Origin of the sequence: Pseudomonas frederiksbergensis (assembly GCF_001874645.1) — a bacterium.
Classification (GTDB): domain Bacteria; phylum Pseudomonadota; class Gammaproteobacteria; order Pseudomonadales; family Pseudomonadaceae; genus Aquipseudomonas; species Aquipseudomonas frederiksbergensis_B.
The window spans coordinates 788,390-804,779 of record NZ_CP017886.1; the positions used below are offsets into that span (position 1 = coordinate 788,390).

Here is a 16,390-nt window from a genome sequence, read left to right on the forward strand (position 1 = left end):
TACATACCCCTCAGCCATTGACGTGACAATAAGGCGAACGGCCGAAAAATAATCCGAAAAAACCTGCCCAAAAAGCGGAAACGCCTGTCGCCGCGCCCAGTGTTGGCCTCTATACTAGCTCCCCGTTTGTGCACCGCTCTAGTGCATTCGGCTGGAGCGCCACATGTCCCTCCACATTCCATTCAGAGCCGCCGCAATAATGAGCCTCTTCTCCGCTGTCGAAATGGCACCACGCGATCCAATCCTGGGCCTCAACGAAGCATTCAACGCTGATACCCGTACCAACAAGGTCAACCTGGGAGTCGGTGTTTATTGCAACGAGGAGGGGCGAATTCCACTCCTGCGAGCCGTTGTCGAAGCCGAGACGATTCGCGCTGCTCAACACGCTTCCCGTGGCTACCTGCCGATCGACGGCATCGCGGCCTACGACCAAGCCGTGCAAAAGCTGCTGTTTGGTAAAGACTCGCCTCTGCTCGCCGCTGGCCGGGTTGTCACCGCTCAGTCCGTCGGCGGTACCGGCGCGCTGAAAATCGGCGCTGACTTCCTCAAGCAACTGCTGCCGAACGCCGTAGTGGCCATCAGCGACCCAAGCTGGGAAAACCACCGCGCTCTGTTCGAAACCGCCGGCTTCCCGGTTCAGAACTATCGCTACTACGATGCGGCGACTCACGACGTGAATCGCGCCGGCCTGCTGGAAGACCTGAACGCCCTGCCGGCTGGTTCGATCGTCGTTCTGCACGCGTGCTGCCACAACCCGACCGGTGTCGACCTGAGCCCGGCCGACTGGAACAACGTGCTGGACGTGATCAAGGCGAAAAACCACGTACCCTTCCTCGACATGGCCTATCAGGGCTTTGGCGATGGCATCGACGAAGACGCCGCCGCTGTGCGCCTGTTCGCCGAGTCGGGTCTTAACTTCTTCGTTTCCAGTTCGTTCTCCAAATCGTTCTCGCTGTACGGCGAACGTGTTGGCGCGCTGTCGATCGTCAGCGAATCGAAAGAAGAAAGCGCTCGCGTGCTGTCGCAAGTCAAACGCGTGATCCGCACCAACTACTCCAACCCGCCGACCCACGGTGCAGCCATCGTTGCCGCCGTGCTGAACAGCCCTGAGCTGCGCGCCCAGTGGGAACAGGAACTGGCCGAAATGCGTCTGCGCATTCGCGGCATGCGCACGCAGATGGTCGATCTGCTGGCGAAACACGCGCCTGACCACGACTTCAGCTTCGTCGGTCGTCAATGCGGCATGTTCTCGTACTCCGGCCTGACGGTTGAGCAAGTCACCCGTCTGCGCAACGAGTTCGGCATTTACGCCCTCGACACCGGCCGCATCTGCGTGGCCACGCTTAACCAGAGCAACATCGACGTGGTGACCAAGGCCATCGCTCAGGTGATCTAAGCCACACGCGCAACAGAAAAGGGGAAGCCGTTTGGCTTCCCCTTTTCGTTGGTGGCCAGATAGTTTCCGGCTTACACGACTTGCGCTCTAAACTGTCAATCGATGTGGCTGCTCAAAGATCGCAGCCTGCGGCAGCTCCTACGGCGCCCCCTTCCCAATTGAGAGATCTTATGAAGAACGATGATTTACGCGCTGACCGCGATGAAGACCTGGACCACTTCGTACCACGCAACCAGACCAAACGCAGCAGCGGACTGGTGTGGCAGGTTGCCTTGGGCGTGTTTCTCGGCGGCCTGGCCCTGTGGCTGGTGCAACTGGCCGCCACGTCGCTGTATGCCAAGTTCTTGCTCGGCACCTTCACCTTCGGCGGCTAAGGTCGATCAGCCCGCCAGCTCAGTCGACCGCTGACTGGCGGCGTCGTCATAAGCCACATACAGCGATTCGGCAACCTGACTTTTGATCGCTTTGGTGCTTTCCAGCCCCAGCACAAACCCTTCGGCCTTGCCGCCAGCACGATTCAGCTCGTCAGCGGTGCTCGCCTGAGTGATCGCGTCGAAGAGTTTCTCGGCATGCGGCCCAACGCCTTTGGGCAGGCTGATCTGAGCTATGCTCATACGAACACCTCGCGCAGCATTGACGAAGTGAACAGTGGTGGGTGAGTCATGACGCGTACCTTTTCGGCTGAGGGCCGGTAGCGCGTGAAACCACTTCCGGGACGCCATGGTAGACCTCTGCCACGATTCTGGTAACCGCCAATGGCTGACAGCCCCCTTCTCGCCCCGGAATCACCACCACTCGACTGAAAATGTATCATTCAAACAATCCAGGCTTGACTTGTTCTTTTTAATCAGTAACATACAGCGCATTCCGCGATAGCTCAGTTGGTAGAGCAAGTGACTGTTAATCACTGGGTCCCTGGTTCGAGTCCAGGTCGTGGAGCCAGACAAGGTTCCAGAGAAGGCTTTCAAAATCTCTGAAACCCCCGAAAAACCCGCCTTCTGGCGGGTTTTTTCGTTTTGGCGTTCTGTCGGATTCCGGTGGGTACCAGCCATTTTAAGGGTAGAGTTTGGGATAAAGGTCAGTTCGATAAAAGGGAGTACCCTTATGTCGCGCACTACTGCTCCACTCTCCGACGCCGCTTGCCGTTCGGCCAAGCCCACAGATGCACCTACAAGCTTTTTGACGGCGACGGCCTTTACCTTCTAGTCCAACCCAATGGCCGCAAAGGCTGGCGTCTCAGATACGTCAAACCTGATGGCCGGGAAGGACTGACCTCATTCGGCAACTACCCCATCGTTGGCCTCGCGGATGCGCGCCGCAAGCGCTTGGAGGTCAAGCGAATGCTGGCGGATGGCATTGACCCTATAGGAGCCAAGAACCAAGCCAAGACGGACGCTCTGATCAAAGGCCGCACCTTTGAAAGCGTTGCCCTCGGCTGGCACACGGAAATGTCAGCCAAGTGGGCACCGGACTATTCCAAGACAGTGATGAGTCGCCTCAAAACTCACCTCTTCCCACTGATCGGCGCCCGCGCCATTGTCGACCTTGATACCCACGACCTTATGCGGCCCCTGGACGCGATTAAGAAGCGCGGAACGATAGAGATTGCTTTAAGGGTACAAAACTACCTGCAGAGCATCATGCGCGAGGCAAAGCGCCTCCGGCTTATCACCGTAAACCCTGCTTACGACCTCGTAGGCTCGATCAAAGCCTCGCGGGTCGTCCACCGCCCCGCCTTATCCTTATCGCGCTTGCCTGAATTGCAGGAACGGATCGACACCTATAAAGGCCGCGCACTTACCCGGCTGACGGTCTTGCTGTCGCTGCACGTGTTTGTACGCTCCAGCGAGCTGCGCTTCGCCCGCTGGAGCGAGTTCGACCTCAAACGTGGCGTCTGGGAAATACCCGACACGCGACCAGCGTTGGAAGGCGTACCCTTTTCCACAAGGGGTACGAAGATGGCAGGCGATATCCATCTTGTACCCTTATCGCCGCAAGCGGTCGCTTTGCTCGAGCAGATCCAAGCAATCACAGGCAAATTTGACTTGGTGTTCGCAGGCGATACCAAGTCTTGGAAACCAATGTCCGAAAACACCGTGAACAGCGCGCTTCGGAAAATGGGGTACGACACCAAAACCGAGATCTGCGGCCATGGCTTTCGTTCGATGGCCTGCAGCGCACTGATCGAGTCGGGTTTGTGGACGGACACAGCCATCGAGCGGCAGATGAGCCACAAGGAACGCAACAACGTCCGCGCCGCTTACATCCACAAGGCCGAATTCATCGAGGAGCGCAGGCTGATCATGAACTGGTGGAGTCGCTACCTTGAGGCCAATCAGCAGGAGCATGTCAGCCCACGCGAATTCGCCAATCAGACCGGTGCGAATGTCTCTCGACTAAAAGCAAAACGTGGCGCAACTGAGTAAGCGCTCGGTCCTCATATCTCAGTGATCCGCTTGTCCACGCGGGTCCATCCAAACAGGGCTGCAAAGCCGCCCTGCTTGGACGGACCTCACTTAAAAAATCTAGAGCCCACGCAATTGTCTGTGGAAAACCACTGATTTCCATTAGTGGATAAGTTCATCTACAGCCGCAGAACTCCCGAAAATTCGAGCCTTGACCCGAATTCTCCACAGGCGTAGAAAAGGTCGGGCAAAGCGCTGTCGTTGACAGCAACCCAGGTAGCCAGAACCTTTAAGGCTACGCCACGCCGTGGTGGTTCTCCCAAAGTGCGATTAGCGTCCGGTGGCTCGCACGGTCACTCACCGAGTGATGGATGCCCACTTCAGATCATTGCCATTGCGGCAAATACATCCCCCTACCCAACTGCCCTGCAGCAACCTATCCGCGTGGCCATTTCATTGCGCCAACCTGCGCCCGTCTCTTTCTCCCGGAAAGAGACGGGCGCTCCTACCACTGCTGCAGCCCACCTCGTACAAGGCTTTGCGGCATTTCCCCTCGTGACAATCGGCGTGACAAACACCGAAGTCACCAGCAACAGCGATGCAGATGATGGTGCCGCAGCCCACGGAATGGACTGCACCTGACTGACAGTCAGGTATGCCCCGGTCATTGCCTCGCTGCCTTCACCCGACTCAGGATCTCGCGGCATTGGTCTCGTCAGCCAGCGCAGCCTCCACCCGCCCACTTCTTCGGAAGTGTTCAGGAGGCCAGATCATGAGATGCCCAAGCTCCCGGTCGTAAAGAGCCGCCAGTCCCGCGTTAGTGGACACCCCTCACAGGTCGCAGGGGCCTTGATCCCTGATAACACTCAACATCCTTGGCGGGATGACGTGGGGAAAGTTTCAAAGGTTTGGCTTCGAGAGGAGTTCGATCATGGCACCAGTGGGCAGGCGAGATGGACGCAATTTTGGCTATGGCCGGCAACTGAGTTATGCCGGGCCGCAGGCATTGCGCGATCTATTTGGCGGCGGGCATTACGGCACGGTGCAGGCGCACAGTGATCGCTGGCAGGCGTTTGTTCGGTGGTGTCGCTCGGAGGATGGACCAGGGTTTAACGATGCGCGACAAATTGATCGGCAGACCTTGTTGGACTACGCCGGACATCTGCGTCAGCAAGTTGAATAAGTGCGATATCGGCATCGCCACCGCGCAAAACCGGTTGTCCAGTGTGAATCGAACCATGACGGCGCTTCGCGGCGATCAGTATGTGAGCGTCTCGACGATGCCTGACAGCAAGCGGTGCTGACAATCAACAGCCCAGTAATCGTCATCCCCATGAAGCGATTCCCCTATTGTTCGGGACCAAATTATCAATACCTTCGATTGCGTTGATAGTGAAAATCAGCACGAACACATTGTACGCCTACCAACTGGATGGTAGTTTGTTAGCAAGTTTTTAGATAACTGTAATTAACACCATCCCTGTGAGAATCCCATGCAAGATTGGAAGCAAACCCGCAAAGACATCAATACTCGCTTGGTAGAACTAAACGGCCTGTCTCCGGAAACAATGAAAGGCATGGCGGCGCTCGGCGCTGCCGGCGGCAAGACCAATCACCTGGACGCGAAGACCCGAGAACTGATCTCGCTCGCCGTGGCCGTGACCACCCGCTGCGACGGTTGCATCGCCTTCCACGCCGCCGAAGCCAAGAAACTTGGCGTCACCAGTGAAGAAGTCGCCGAAGCACTGGGCGTGGCAATCAACATGAACGCCGGTGCCGCGTTGGTGTACAGCACACATGTGCTGGACGCTTTCGATAAGTCGTAAATCAAACGCTGACTTTCAACCTGTTAACGACTTCGAGACCAATCATGAATAAGCTGCTCACCCCTTACGATCTGTCCGGTACTGCGCTAAAAAACCGGGTCGTTATGGCCCCCATGACCCGCACCCGGACCCTAGACAACATCCCTAACGAGTTCACCGCGATGTATTACGCGCAGCGTGCTTCTGCTGGTCTGCTGATCACCGAAGGCCTGCCGATTTCCGACGAAGCCCGTGGCTACCTGTACACCCCAGGTATTTATGCCGACGAACACTTGCCAGGCTGGCGTCAGGTCACCGACGCGGTGCATGCCAAGGGCGGGAAGATCTTCGCGCAGTTATGGCACGTTGGCCGTATGTCCCATATTTCGGTGCATGGCATGGTTCCGGTTTCTTCGGGTACTCAGCCGGCGGTCGATACCACGGTGTATGCCTGGATCGAGCCTGGCGAATCCGGCGCTGTGCAACCCAGCGTGCCCCGTGCGCTGGAAACGGAAGAAGTGAAACGTGTCATCGCTGACTTTGTGAAGTCTGCGCGTATGGCGATGGAGGCCGGTTTTGACGGTATCGAAATCATGGCTGCCAACGGGTTCCTGTTCGATCAGTTCCTCAGCAGCGCCTTGAACACCCGTACCGACCAGTACGGTGGCTCGATCGCCAATCGCCAGCGCTTTCTGCTGGAAACCATTGACGCGATTTCTGCCGAAATCGGCGGCTCGAAGATTGGCGTACGGTTCTCGCCGTTTGGCCGCCTGTATGACTTTGGTGTGTACGAAGGTGAAGCAGAAACCTGGATGAGCATGGCGGCAGCGCTTAATGAACGCGAACTGGCCTACGTCCACCTGAACTACCAACCGACCATCGTCGCCGCTGAAACGCCGCCGGGGTTCGGCGCCGCGTTCCGTGAAGCCTACAAGGGTACCTTGATGGCCGCCGGTGGGTTTAACCAAGCCCTCGCTGAGTCGGAACTGGTTAAAGGTGAACTCGACTTGATCGCCTTCGGTACGGCCTACATCGCCAACCCCGATTTGGTGGAGCGCATGCAGAACGGCTGGCCACTGGCAGAGGGTGATCGCGCGACTTACTACGGTGTCAGCGATCGCATTGCCAAGGGTTACACCGACTACCCGGAATACGTTGCAGCCAAAGCCTGATTATTCGCTGTTTCATCACTGTCCACTTCAGACGTTAAGGAGCACACCATGCCTCTCGTTACCATCAAAGGCATTGAAGGCGTTTTTACCGACAAGCAGAAAGCCGAAGTCATCCAGAAAGTGACGGACGCCATGGTGTCTGTGGAAGGTGAAAACATGCGCGCCCTCACCTGGGTCATCTTCGAAGAGGTCAAAAGCGGAGATTGGGGAATCGCTGGCGAACCCGTGACTGCGCAGGACATATTGAAACTGCAAGTAGGTAAATAAAGGGTTCCATCCCCAAAAAGCGACTCTCTGGTCGGTGGGCATCTTCATGCCCAACGACCAGAGAGTTTTTTCGTTCTGAATGAACTCGCGATTTGTCGTGGAATGCTCCCAATGATTCTGATCATTACGCTCACCCTTACCCCGACAAATCCAAGGTTAACGAGGTGATGCTCAGGCAAGCCTCCAATAACCCGGATGTGGTCATACGCTCCCTTTATGACCTGTACCCGGACTTCAACATCGATGTCCAAGCCGAGCAGCAATCCCTAGAACAGGCAGAGCTTCTGGTCCTGCAACATCCGCTGTACTGGTACAGCTGCCCGCCGCTGCTGAAATTGTGGATCGATAAAGCCTTCACCCAAGGGTGGGCCTATGGCAAAGGCGCCACCGCACTCAAAGGTAAGAGCTTGTTGTGGGCCGTGACCACCGGCGGCGAGCACGACCAGTTCGACATGGGTGACCACCCCCGGGTTTTCGGTGCTTGCCCAACCCCTGCATGCGACCGCGGCCTACTGCCAGATGCGCAGGCTGACGCCTGTGGCTGTCCACGGTGCTTTCAACGCTGCCCCTCGACCCTGCTTTCGCATTGTCCTTGGGCCGCAGGGCATTGGAGCAACTGGGCATTGGTCGTTACAAAGCCCGCGAACGAGCGGATCGATTCCGTCGCCTGAACCTGGAGATGCTGGAAGAAATGGCCGCGCAGCCGGTGGATGATACCGAGTTCAAGTATGACGCCTACAAACGGGCCAACGTGCTGTTAACGGAAATCTTCAACGAAGACCGCGCTCATCCCATCGATAACTGGTCCGGGGCAAATCCACACCCTAGGGATGAAAAAGAACGCCAGGCTGATCAGCCTGACCGCTGATGGAGGAGGTTCGGTTAAATCGCCTCTTCCAACTCCGCAAGAATGGCTTTTTTCACTGTTCCAACTGAACGGGATCCGGGTATGACCCGCAGCAGCCGCCCCTCATGGAACACCGCCAAGGATGGCACCACCCGGATACCGTACATTTGCGCGATCGCCGGAGACACCACCACATCAATCTTTGCAAAAGCCGCCAAGGAGTGAAGCTTTTCTTCCAAAGCATGAAAGACCGGCTTCATCTGCTGACAAGGCTTGCACCAGGACGCTGAAAACAGAACGACGCTGCTGCCTTTGGCCACAAAGCGGGCGAACTGCTGAGCACTCAACTCAACGATACGGCTCATTTGGATCTCGCTCTCAATATGGATGAAGGACAGCACAACCCAGTGCCGCACCGCTTCTGCTGATCAAATTTTGCAGCCATCTATGCCGCAGACTTGACTGCTGAATGCGTCATCTTCGACTTTCGACTTCTCCTGCATCTTGTTCAGCGCTTCAAGAAAAGCAGCCTCAGGCTGAGCACCGGACAATGAGAAGGCATTATCGAATACAAACAAAGGCACGCCCGAACCTAGTTGCGCGGCGATATGTTCGTCTTCCTCCATCTCTTCGCGCAATTCAACGGATGACCACGCCCGTTGGATTAACGCGTCCGAAACACCTACGGCCTTGGCTATGGCCTCCAGGCTGCCGCGATCAAACAGCGACTGACCATGGGAGGTGCTTTGCTCATACAGCGCCTCGACCAAGCGTTTTTTAACGACTTCGTCCACAACCGCCTTGACCAGTACATGGGCATCTGCGGTATCGCCAAACAGCATGCTGTCAAAGCGGTAATCAAGCCCATCGGCCCGACCATATTTACTGACGGTGTTCATCATCGCGACAGCGGAATCCGGATTGCCGAGCTTGCGTTTAAGGGCAGCGATCATAGGCTCTGGCGCTTGATTCGCCGCCAGACGATAGGCCTTGACGTTGACTTGTACATTGTCTTTTTCAGCAAATTTATCGAGCGCCTGCTCGAATCGACGCTTGGCTACCCAGCACCAAGGGCAAACAAAATCAGCCCAGGTATCCACTGCATATTTTTTCGAAGAAGTTTGCATGACTCGTCCTGTACTCAAAGAAATCAAGACCGCGTTACCAGCGTTTCAAGCAAATGATCGAAGCCTGCCAACGGGTCGGTTGATCGGCCCAATGTCCAATCGATAAGGCTCGCGCCCTCCAGGCTGCTCAGCAGCATGAACGCGTAGGTCTCAACGGGTTTGTCCAGCGACCAGTTGCGCTGCCGGACCCCTGCATTGAGGGTGGCCTGAAGCCAATCGAGCTGGGTTTCAAAGAACGCCCGAGTGAGCCCTTGCAGCGACAGCGGCAGTGCCGCCATTTCTGCCGCCAGGGCACCACACAAGGGCAGCAGCCCCTCGTTGGCGCTGATGATGAAAAGCCGGGCAAAACCACGAAGCCGCAGCAGCGGATCGACATGCGTTTCTTCGATCGAACTGAGGGTCGCATCGAAGCGTTTGATGTAGTCCTTGATCAACTCCGCGCCCAGGCTTTCCTTGGTCGGGAAGTGATGGTGAATACTGGCTTTTCTAATGCCGATCTGCGCCGCAAGATCGGCATAACTGAACGCGGAATAGCCCTTGGAGCGCATTTGGGTTTCCGCAGCTCTCAACAGCGCTGCTTTTGTCGTGATCGACATTGAAGACTCCTGCAGCCAGCATTCAGCCTACTTTCACTTGTACTGAGTGAAGGCGTGAAAGCTCCCGCGATGGGAGCTTTCATCAGGCCGCGCTCGCCACTGTGGTCAGGCCCGAACAGCCATAATTCCAGCATCCACGTCCCAGATTGCGCCGGTCACCCAGGACGTCTTGTCCGACAGCAGGAACAGGATGGTGTTGGCGACGTCTTCGGGAACGCCGACTCGTCCCAGGGGGTGGAAATCGTTCAGCGATTTCATCGCTTCCGGGATCGCCTCTTTGTCCATGAACCCTTCATAGATCGAGGTGTGAACGATCCCTGGTGAGACGGCGTTGACCCGGATACCCGAGTGAGCCAATTCAATTGCTAGGTTGCGTGTCAGCGCATGCAGACCTGCCTTTGCCATGGAGTAGGCAGAGGCCGGTGAACCTGCCAATGCGGCCTGCGCACCGATGGAGCCAACATTGACAATTGCCCCTTCGCGCTTGGCAGCCAGCATGTTCTTGACCACTGCCTGGGTGATGAAGAAGGTCGCACGGTTCAGAGACAGGTACATGTCGTACTCGGCCTCATCGTGCTCGGTGAACGGCTTGGGAATAAAGATCCCGGCGGAGTTCACCATCAGGCTGATATCGCTATGGTTGGCATTGATTTCCTTGCGAACAAAATTCATGCCTTCTTCAGTCATCAGGTTGGCGACGATCACCGACACAGGGCCCAGCGGGCTCAGCTCGTTACGCACCGCATCGGCCTTGTCTTGCTTGCTGCCGGTGAGCACCACGCTGCCGCCTGCCTTGAGCACCATGCGGGCCGTTTCCAGGCCCATGCCACTGGTGCCACCGACAACTAGCAGTTTTTTACCTTTGAAAAAATCGTTCATTGCAGACTCCGGTTATCCAGAACTAATTAGGGTCGGCACCAAGGCGGCTGGCTGCCTGCTGGTGCACGCAAGGTTTGAATCTCTTTGAAACGAGCGAATCAGCCCTCACGCACTTCGAGGGTTGGCACCATGCGGATGGCTTTCGAGAAGTTGGCGTAGTTGACCGAGGTTTTGAGCACCACTTTGTGCAGCTCTTCAACGCGCTCACGGGAGGCGTCGGTGTGCAGTCGAATCACCACACTCACTTCGTCGTAACCTGGGTTGACGCTCTCGTCGAGGCCCAGGAAGCCTCGCAGGTCGAGGGTGCCGTCCGTTTCGATTTCCAGGCTGTGAATCTTGATACCCATCATTGCGGCGTTGGCGGCATAACCGACCGACATGCAGGCGTTGAGAGCGGCCATCAGCAGCTCTTGAGGGTTAGGCGCAGTGTTTTGGCCCAGCAATTCATTAGGCTCATCGGCGACGATTTCGAAATCCCGCGGATAGGTTTCACCGGCCAGACTGTAGCGATTGACTTTGGCCACAGAGCGAGTCTGGCCTTTCCACTGAGTCTTGACGTTGAAGCTCGCGTGGCGCTTGGTCGCATCCTCAGCAACGCTTTGGGCAAACTGCTGGAGTGCGGCGACATCGATACCATTCAGGTTGTTGCTCATGTGTTCGTTCCTCTTCGGATGGACCGGGCGTTTGGCCCGGAAGAGAAACAAGCCTACCAACTGGTAGGTTGTCGATCAATAGATTATTATTCTTATAACCAATCGCCAAAAAAAACCAGCTTCGACAGAGTTTTCCTGAATAGGGATAACTCCGATAACAATGCAGTAATTTCTACTTAATCTTGTACTTCTGGTCACACACCGAAAGTGTAGACATGGGTAGGTATCCGCAACCCAAATGCGAGACTAGACGTACGCTCGTCAGATTGAGTGCGCGCAAAAAGAATTCAGAGAGCGTGAGCTAAGCGGCTGAAACCACTTACGAGGCGGGAAAACGGACCGAGCCAGCAGGGGCAGAATCGGTCGTTTTATGACGCAGAAAAAAGCTGATCGAACCTCAGTGATGCGTTTCGGTAACCCGAAGCCCATCTAAAATGAAATCAAATCCAGAAGACTGTTCGTAATTGTCGCTCAGCGCCCAAGATACAAAGCTGCCACCTTCCAACGTATTCAAGATGAACCTGGCAACCTTCACGCCGTCCAGCTCAGCTTTGAGTTCCCCTGCCGCCTGGCCCAGTGCGATATTGGCCTGAAGCCAATTGAGATGGATTTCGAAAAAGTCCCGCGTCAATTCCTTTAGGCTTTCAGGCAAAGCCAGCAATTCCGCTGCCAGGGCGCCGCAGAGCGGAAGCATCGCGTTTTTACTGCTTTGCGCGAACATCAGGGCGAAGGCATTGAGCCGATCGATAATGCCGGTATTTTCATCATTGATGCATTCCAGCTGATTCTTGAACCGGAACAGATAACTCTCAACGATGGCGATCGCCAGACTTTCTTTGGTGGGAAAGTGGTGGTGAATACTCGCCTTCTTGATACCGATGTCTTCCGCCAGATCGGCATAGCTGAAGGCTGCGTAGCCCTTGGTACGCAACAGAATCTCAGCGCTGGTCAGGAGGTCGGAACGTGTACTCATGATGCCGTTTCCAAATTTATCAATGCGGCATCATAAATTAGTACTTCTTCATAAGACAGCGCTCAGGTTGCGCACCTATGAACCACCCACTGGAATCGGCCACAAGCAGTCAGCCGTTTCACAGCGCTGCATTCTCCTCAGTGAAATAGGCCCAACGTTAGATTATTAATTTTCTACTGTTGCCGCTGCCCCGCTCATGAGGTACTGAAAGAACTCGCATAAAATACTGGCCTGATTAGGATAATCGTAGGGATAGAGACTTTAGAAATCAGCATGAATTTATTGTAAAACAGGTACTTAAGGAAGGTCTGAAGTAGTCAGCGATTTTTGATGCCCTCGTTGGTAGAGGTTCAAAAAACGCTGGCTGGTCAGAAATCAGACCTTTCCTATTCTTAACTCATCGTTTCACCCTTGAGCGACGCCTTTTCAAGGCGCTTTTCCCGCATTACAGGCGCATCTCTCCCGCGACCAGCAGCCGTTTTCGCATCATCCACAGGTTCGACAGGGCAAATAGCGTGGCCTGTTGCGCGGTGTTTTTCATCAGGCCGCGAAAGCGCACTTTCGTATAGCCAAACTGACGCTTGATCACTCGGAATGGATGCTCAACCTTCGCCCGGACTTGTGCTTTCGCATATTCGATTTTGCGCCGCAGGCGCCCGATCAAACTCTTTTTCGCGTGTTTTTTATAGCTGCTGGGCCGTGCGGCAATCGACCAGATCATCTTGCGATTCTGATGCTCAGGACGCTTGTCCACACCGGTGTAACCGGCATCGCCAGACACGTATGATTCCTCGCCATGCAGCAACTGATCGACCTGCGTCACGTCCGCCACATTGGCCGCCGTGCCCACCAGGCTATGCACCAAACCCGACTCGGCATCGACGCCGATATGCGCTTTCATCCCGAAGAAATACATGTTCCCCTTCTTCGTCTGATGCATTTCGGGGTCGCGTTTACCCTCTTTATTCTTGGTCGAACTCGGCGCATGAATGATCGTCGCATCGACCACCGTACCTTGGCGCAACATCAGGCCACGGTCGCCCAGATAACCGTTGATGACCTGCAAAATCCCGCCGGCCAACTCATGTTTTTCCAACAGACGTCGGAAGTTGAGGATCGTGGTTTCATCGGGAATCCGATCCAGATGCAGCCCCGAAAACTGGCGCAGGATAGTGGTCTCGTACAGCGCTTCTTCCATCGCCGGATCGCTGTAGCCGAACCAGTTCTGCATCAGATGAACCCGCAACATCGCCATCAATGGATACGCCGGACGACCACCTTCGCCTTTCGGATAATTCGGCTCGATCAAGGCAATCAGACCCTTCCAGGGCACGACCTGATCCATCTCGATCAGGAAACGCTCGCGGCGGGTCTGCTTACGTTTGCCGGCGTACTCGGCATCGGCGAAGGACATCTGTTTCATCGGGGCTCAACCGTCGTGTTCGGATCAGGCGGCTATTTCACCAAATCTGAAAGTCTTTTTCAGAGTTTCCTTAAGTTTTCATTCGAGTCCAGGTCGTGAGCCAGACAGCAATATCAAAAAGCCCCTGAATCGAAAGATTCAGGGGCTTTTTTGTGCGTGACGGAAATGTAAAAGATCGCAGCCTGCGGCAGCTCCAGGATTTACACCGACCCAATGTAGGAACTGCCGCAGGCTGCGATCTTTTGATCTTCAAGCTTTATCAGTGAGTGCTGCGGTCAGACATGCTCACTGCTTTTGGCATGTTCGGCACGTTGCTCCGTCGGGCCGTGGGACGAATCCACCACTACCGGGACTTCATTGCCATCACAGTCATGCAGTTTGCCGTGGCTGAAGTAATCCCCTTCGCGCAGCGCCGCCAGATCCTGGAAGCGCAAGGTGCGCTCAGTGCCGGCAGCAAAGACCGATTGCTGGTCCGAGTTACCAGCAGTGAAGTGGTTGAAGGTCAGGTTAAGCACGATCGCCATGATCGCCGACGAGCTGATACCGGAATGGAAGATGGTCGCGAACCAGCTTGGGAAGTGATCGTAGAAGTTGGGTGCGGCGATGGGGATCATGCCAAAACCGATGGAGGTGGCGACGATGATCAGGTTGACGTTGTTGCGGTAATCAACCTTGGACAACGTACGAATGCCACTCGCCGCCACTGTACCGAACAGCACGATACCGGCGCCGCCGAGGACAGAAGTCGGCACAGCGGCAATTACTCGCCCCATGACCGGCAACAATCCGAGCACTACCAGGAACACCCCGCCCGTGGCCACAACGTAACGACTTTTGATCCCGGTCACCGCCACCAGCCCGACGTTCTGGGCAAAGGCACTTTGGGTGAAGGAGCCAAAGATCGGCGCGATCATGCTCGACAGCATGTCGGCCCGCAGACCGTTGCCCAGACGCCTGGAATCAACCTTGGTACCGATGATTTCACCGACCGCCAGGATGTCCGCAGAGGTTTCCACCAGCGTCACCATGATCACAATGCACATCGACAGAATCGCCGCGAAGTGGAAGGTCGGCATGCCGAAGTGGAACGGTGTCGGGAAACCAAACATCGGCCCTTGAGTCACCGTCGAAAAGTCGGCCATGCCGAGAAACACCGCAATCACGGTGCCAATCACCATAGCCAACAGAATCGACAAGCGGGAGATCGTGGCGCTGCCGATCTTGCTCAGCATCAGCACCAGTGCCAGCGTCAATGCCGCCAGCCCGATATTCGACATGCTGCCAAAGCTCTCGGCGTGGCTGTTACCCCCCATGGCCCAGCGCGCTGCCACGGGCATCAGCGTCAGGCCGATGGTGGTGATCACAATGCCAGTGACCAACGGCGGGAAGAACCTGGTAATTCGAGAGAACACCGGCGTAATCAACAATCCGATCAATGAGGCGGCGATCACTGCCCCCAGAATTGACTGAAAACCACCCTCACCATCGCTGCTGACAATCGCCACCATGGTCGCGACACCCGAAAACGAAACGCCCTGAACCAGCGGCAACTGACAGCCGAAAAACGGCAATCCGAGGGTTTGCAGTAATGTCGCCAAGCCCCCCGCAAACAGTGACGCCGCAATCAACAGACCGATGTCTGCCGGAGAAAGCCCGGCCGCCTGGCCGATGATCAGTGGTACCGCAACGATACCGCCATACATGGTCAGAACGTGTTGCAGGCCGTAAGCCATATTCGCGCCGACCCCGAGGTTTTCATCCTCAGGCCGCGGGTGTGAAACAGAGGGCGTTTTCATCGTGGGGGGTTCCCTGGTTTTTTGTTATGCGCACACTGTATTCAATACTCAAGACAAATGTCTATAGAGTTGTATACAACTTGCCAGTCACATAATGGACACGCATCCACCTCTGCCCCCTTTGAAGCTAGCTATTACGCACCCCGATGCCTCTAAAGCCCATCCCAAAAAAAAGCAGATCGTTTGATCTGCTCTTTTTGCTTGACTCCAGCCACTCCCTACTTTGGCTCGATCAACCGCGTGATGGCCTCTCTCAGCGTGGGATGCTCAGGTACTTGAATCCCGAACACCTCCCGGAGCAGTTCGATCAGTACCTCAGGATCGGTCATCTCCCGTCGCTCGCTGGCGCTGCCCATCCGGTGAATGGCATAACTGCCGTTGTTGAGTGTGTAGCGTGTCTCTGGCCCGGTACGTGCCACCATCAGCCGCTGGAGAAACGGCGACTCGGGATGGGTCGAGACGTACCAGTTGCCCATCTCGTAATCGACGCCTTCCTGGCGCTGCAGATCAAACACATACATCGCCTGCCATTCACCGGCGACCTTGGCGCGCAAGGTGTAGCTGTCGCCCTGCCGAGTAATGCGAAAGGGCTCGTGAGGCGTGCTTTGTTCTTCTTCAGTATCAAGCAACAACGGTGCGGTGGGCACCGTGCCACCGAAGCCTACGTCGGTGATGTAACGCACGCCATCCAGGGTCAGCAGGGTCAAGCGATGGGTGCGCGTAGCCCAGATATCCTCAGGGGCATTTATCACCACGCGCCCGGTGATGCCGCGCACTTCGTAACCCAGGTGCTGCAACAGCGCCATGTAGAGGTTGTTGAGCTCGTAGCAGTAACCGCCTCGCCCCTCGTGCAGCAGTTTGCGCTGGATCGATTCAAGATCCAGCGGTACCGGCACCCGGGACAGCGGAGAAAGGTTTTCAAAAGCAAAGGTGCTGGTATGGCGCAGTTGCAACGCGCGAAGGGTGTCGAGCGTGGGCGGCGGCGGTGCGTCGTAGCCGAGGCGCTTCAGGTAGAGGCCAACATTCGATAGTTCAGGCTGATTCATCAGTG

The 16,390-nt window shown here is 55.9% G+C and carries 15 protein-coding genes, 1 tRNA gene and 4 pseudogenes; 10 read left to right on the forward strand and 10 right to left on the reverse strand.

Annotated elements, in window-relative coordinates:
* The first annotated feature begins 199 nt into the window (after nt 1-199).
* Nucleotides 200-1,396 carry an amino acid aminotransferase gene (locus tag BLL42_RS03915; protein WP_071550867.1) on the forward strand — a complete coding sequence of 399 codons (1,197 nt, stop codon included), beginning with the start codon at nt 200-202 and terminating at the stop codon, nt 1,394-1,396.
* Nucleotides 1,397-1,566: 170 nt separating this feature from the next.
* Nucleotides 1,567-1,770: a hypothetical protein gene (locus tag BLL42_RS03920; protein ID WP_071550868.1), complete on the forward strand. Its 204-nt coding sequence runs from the start codon at nt 1,567-1,569 to the stop codon at nt 1,768-1,770.
* A 6-nt stretch (nt 1,771-1,776) separates the two neighbouring features.
* On the opposite strand, the gene BLL42_RS03925 is transcribed toward BLL42_RS03920, so the two are convergent.
* The gene (locus BLL42_RS03925; RefSeq protein WP_019692692.1) at nt 1,777-2,010 is read right to left on the reverse strand and encodes a hypothetical protein; all 234 of its coding nucleotides are present in this window, start codon (nt 2,008-2,010) and stop codon (nt 1,777-1,779) included.
* A gap of 252 nt (nt 2,011-2,262) precedes the next feature.
* On the opposite strand from BLL42_RS03925, the gene BLL42_RS03930 reads away from it, so the two are divergent.
* The 8 genes and pseudogenes from BLL42_RS03930 to BLL42_RS29500 form a co-directional block, all read left to right on the forward strand.
* Nucleotides 2,263-2,338: transfer RNA gene (locus tag BLL42_RS03930), tRNA-Asn, on the forward strand.
* 162 nt (nt 2,339-2,500) lie between these two features.
* A pseudogene (locus BLL42_RS03935) lies at nt 2,501-3,822 on the forward strand (tyrosine-type recombinase/integrase).
* 910 nt (nt 3,823-4,732) lie between these two features.
* Nucleotides 4,733-5,075: pseudogene (locus BLL42_RS03945) on the forward strand (integrase domain-containing protein); the annotation flags it as partial.
* 219 nt (nt 5,076-5,294) lie between these two features.
* Nucleotides 5,295-5,627, forward strand: a complete 333-nt coding sequence (locus BLL42_RS03950; protein ID WP_014860758.1) for a carboxymuconolactone decarboxylase family protein — start codon at nt 5,295-5,297, stop codon at nt 5,625-5,627.
* 44 nt (nt 5,628-5,671) lie between these two features.
* Nucleotides 5,672-6,778 (forward strand): alkene reductase, encoded by a 1,107-nt coding sequence (locus BLL42_RS03955; RefSeq protein WP_071550869.1) that lies wholly within the window; start codon nt 5,672-5,674, stop codon nt 6,776-6,778.
* Nucleotides 6,779-6,826: 48 nt separating this feature from the next.
* Complete coding sequence (locus tag BLL42_RS03960) at nt 6,827-7,045, forward strand: tautomerase family protein (protein WP_071550870.1); 219 nt, start codon at nt 6,827-6,829, stop codon at nt 7,043-7,045.
* Nucleotides 7,046-7,212: 167 nt separating this feature from the next.
* Nucleotides 7,213-7,615 (forward strand): annotated as a pseudogene (locus BLL42_RS03965) (NAD(P)H-dependent oxidoreductase); the annotation flags it as partial.
* Between the two features lie 13 nt (nt 7,616-7,628).
* Nucleotides 7,629-7,913 (forward strand): annotated as a pseudogene (locus tag BLL42_RS29500) (glutathione-regulated potassium-efflux system protein KefC); the annotation flags it as partial.
* 14 nt (nt 7,914-7,927) lie between these two features.
* On the opposite strand, the gene BLL42_RS03975 reads toward BLL42_RS29500, so the two are convergent.
* The 9 genes from BLL42_RS03975 to BLL42_RS04015 form a co-directional block, all read right to left on the reverse strand.
* A complete protein-coding gene (locus BLL42_RS03975) occupies nt 7,928-8,257 on the reverse strand; it encodes a thioredoxin family protein (RefSeq protein ID WP_071550871.1) in 330 nt (109 codons plus the stop codon).
* A gap of 63 nt (nt 8,258-8,320) precedes the next feature.
* A complete protein-coding gene (locus tag BLL42_RS03980) occupies nt 8,321-9,019 on the reverse strand; it encodes a DsbA family oxidoreductase (protein WP_071550872.1) in 699 nt (232 codons plus the stop codon).
* A 23-nt stretch (nt 9,020-9,042) separates the two neighbouring features.
* A complete protein-coding gene (locus BLL42_RS03985; RefSeq protein ID WP_071550873.1) occupies nt 9,043-9,615 on the reverse strand; it encodes a TetR/AcrR family transcriptional regulator in 573 nt (190 codons plus the stop codon).
* Between the two features lie 105 nt (nt 9,616-9,720).
* Entirely contained in the window at nt 9,721-10,494 is a 774-nt protein-coding gene (locus tag BLL42_RS03990; protein ID WP_071550874.1) for an SDR family NAD(P)-dependent oxidoreductase, read from the reverse strand.
* A 98-nt stretch (nt 10,495-10,592) separates the two neighbouring features.
* A complete protein-coding gene (locus BLL42_RS03995; RefSeq protein ID WP_071550875.1) occupies nt 10,593-11,147 on the reverse strand; it encodes an OsmC family protein in 555 nt (184 codons plus the stop codon).
* A gap of 397 nt (nt 11,148-11,544) precedes the next feature.
* Nucleotides 11,545-12,120 (reverse strand): TetR/AcrR family transcriptional regulator, encoded by a 576-nt coding sequence (locus BLL42_RS04000; protein ID WP_071550876.1) that lies wholly within the window; start codon nt 12,118-12,120, stop codon nt 11,545-11,547.
* 445 nt (nt 12,121-12,565) lie between these two features.
* The gene (locus tag BLL42_RS04005; RefSeq protein WP_071550144.1) at nt 12,566-13,543 is read right to left on the reverse strand and encodes an IS5 family transposase; all 978 of its coding nucleotides are present in this window, start codon (nt 13,541-13,543) and stop codon (nt 12,566-12,568) included.
* A gap of 275 nt (nt 13,544-13,818) precedes the next feature.
* Complete coding sequence (locus BLL42_RS04010; RefSeq protein ID WP_071550877.1) at nt 13,819-15,339, reverse strand: nucleobase:cation symporter-2 family protein; 1,521 nt, start codon at nt 15,337-15,339, stop codon at nt 13,819-13,821.
* Between the two features lie 218 nt (nt 15,340-15,557).
* The gene (locus tag BLL42_RS04015; protein WP_071550878.1) at nt 15,558-16,385 is read right to left on the reverse strand and encodes an arylamine N-acetyltransferase family protein; all 828 of its coding nucleotides are present in this window, start codon (nt 16,383-16,385) and stop codon (nt 15,558-15,560) included.
* Nucleotides 16,386-16,390: the final 5 nt, after the last annotated feature.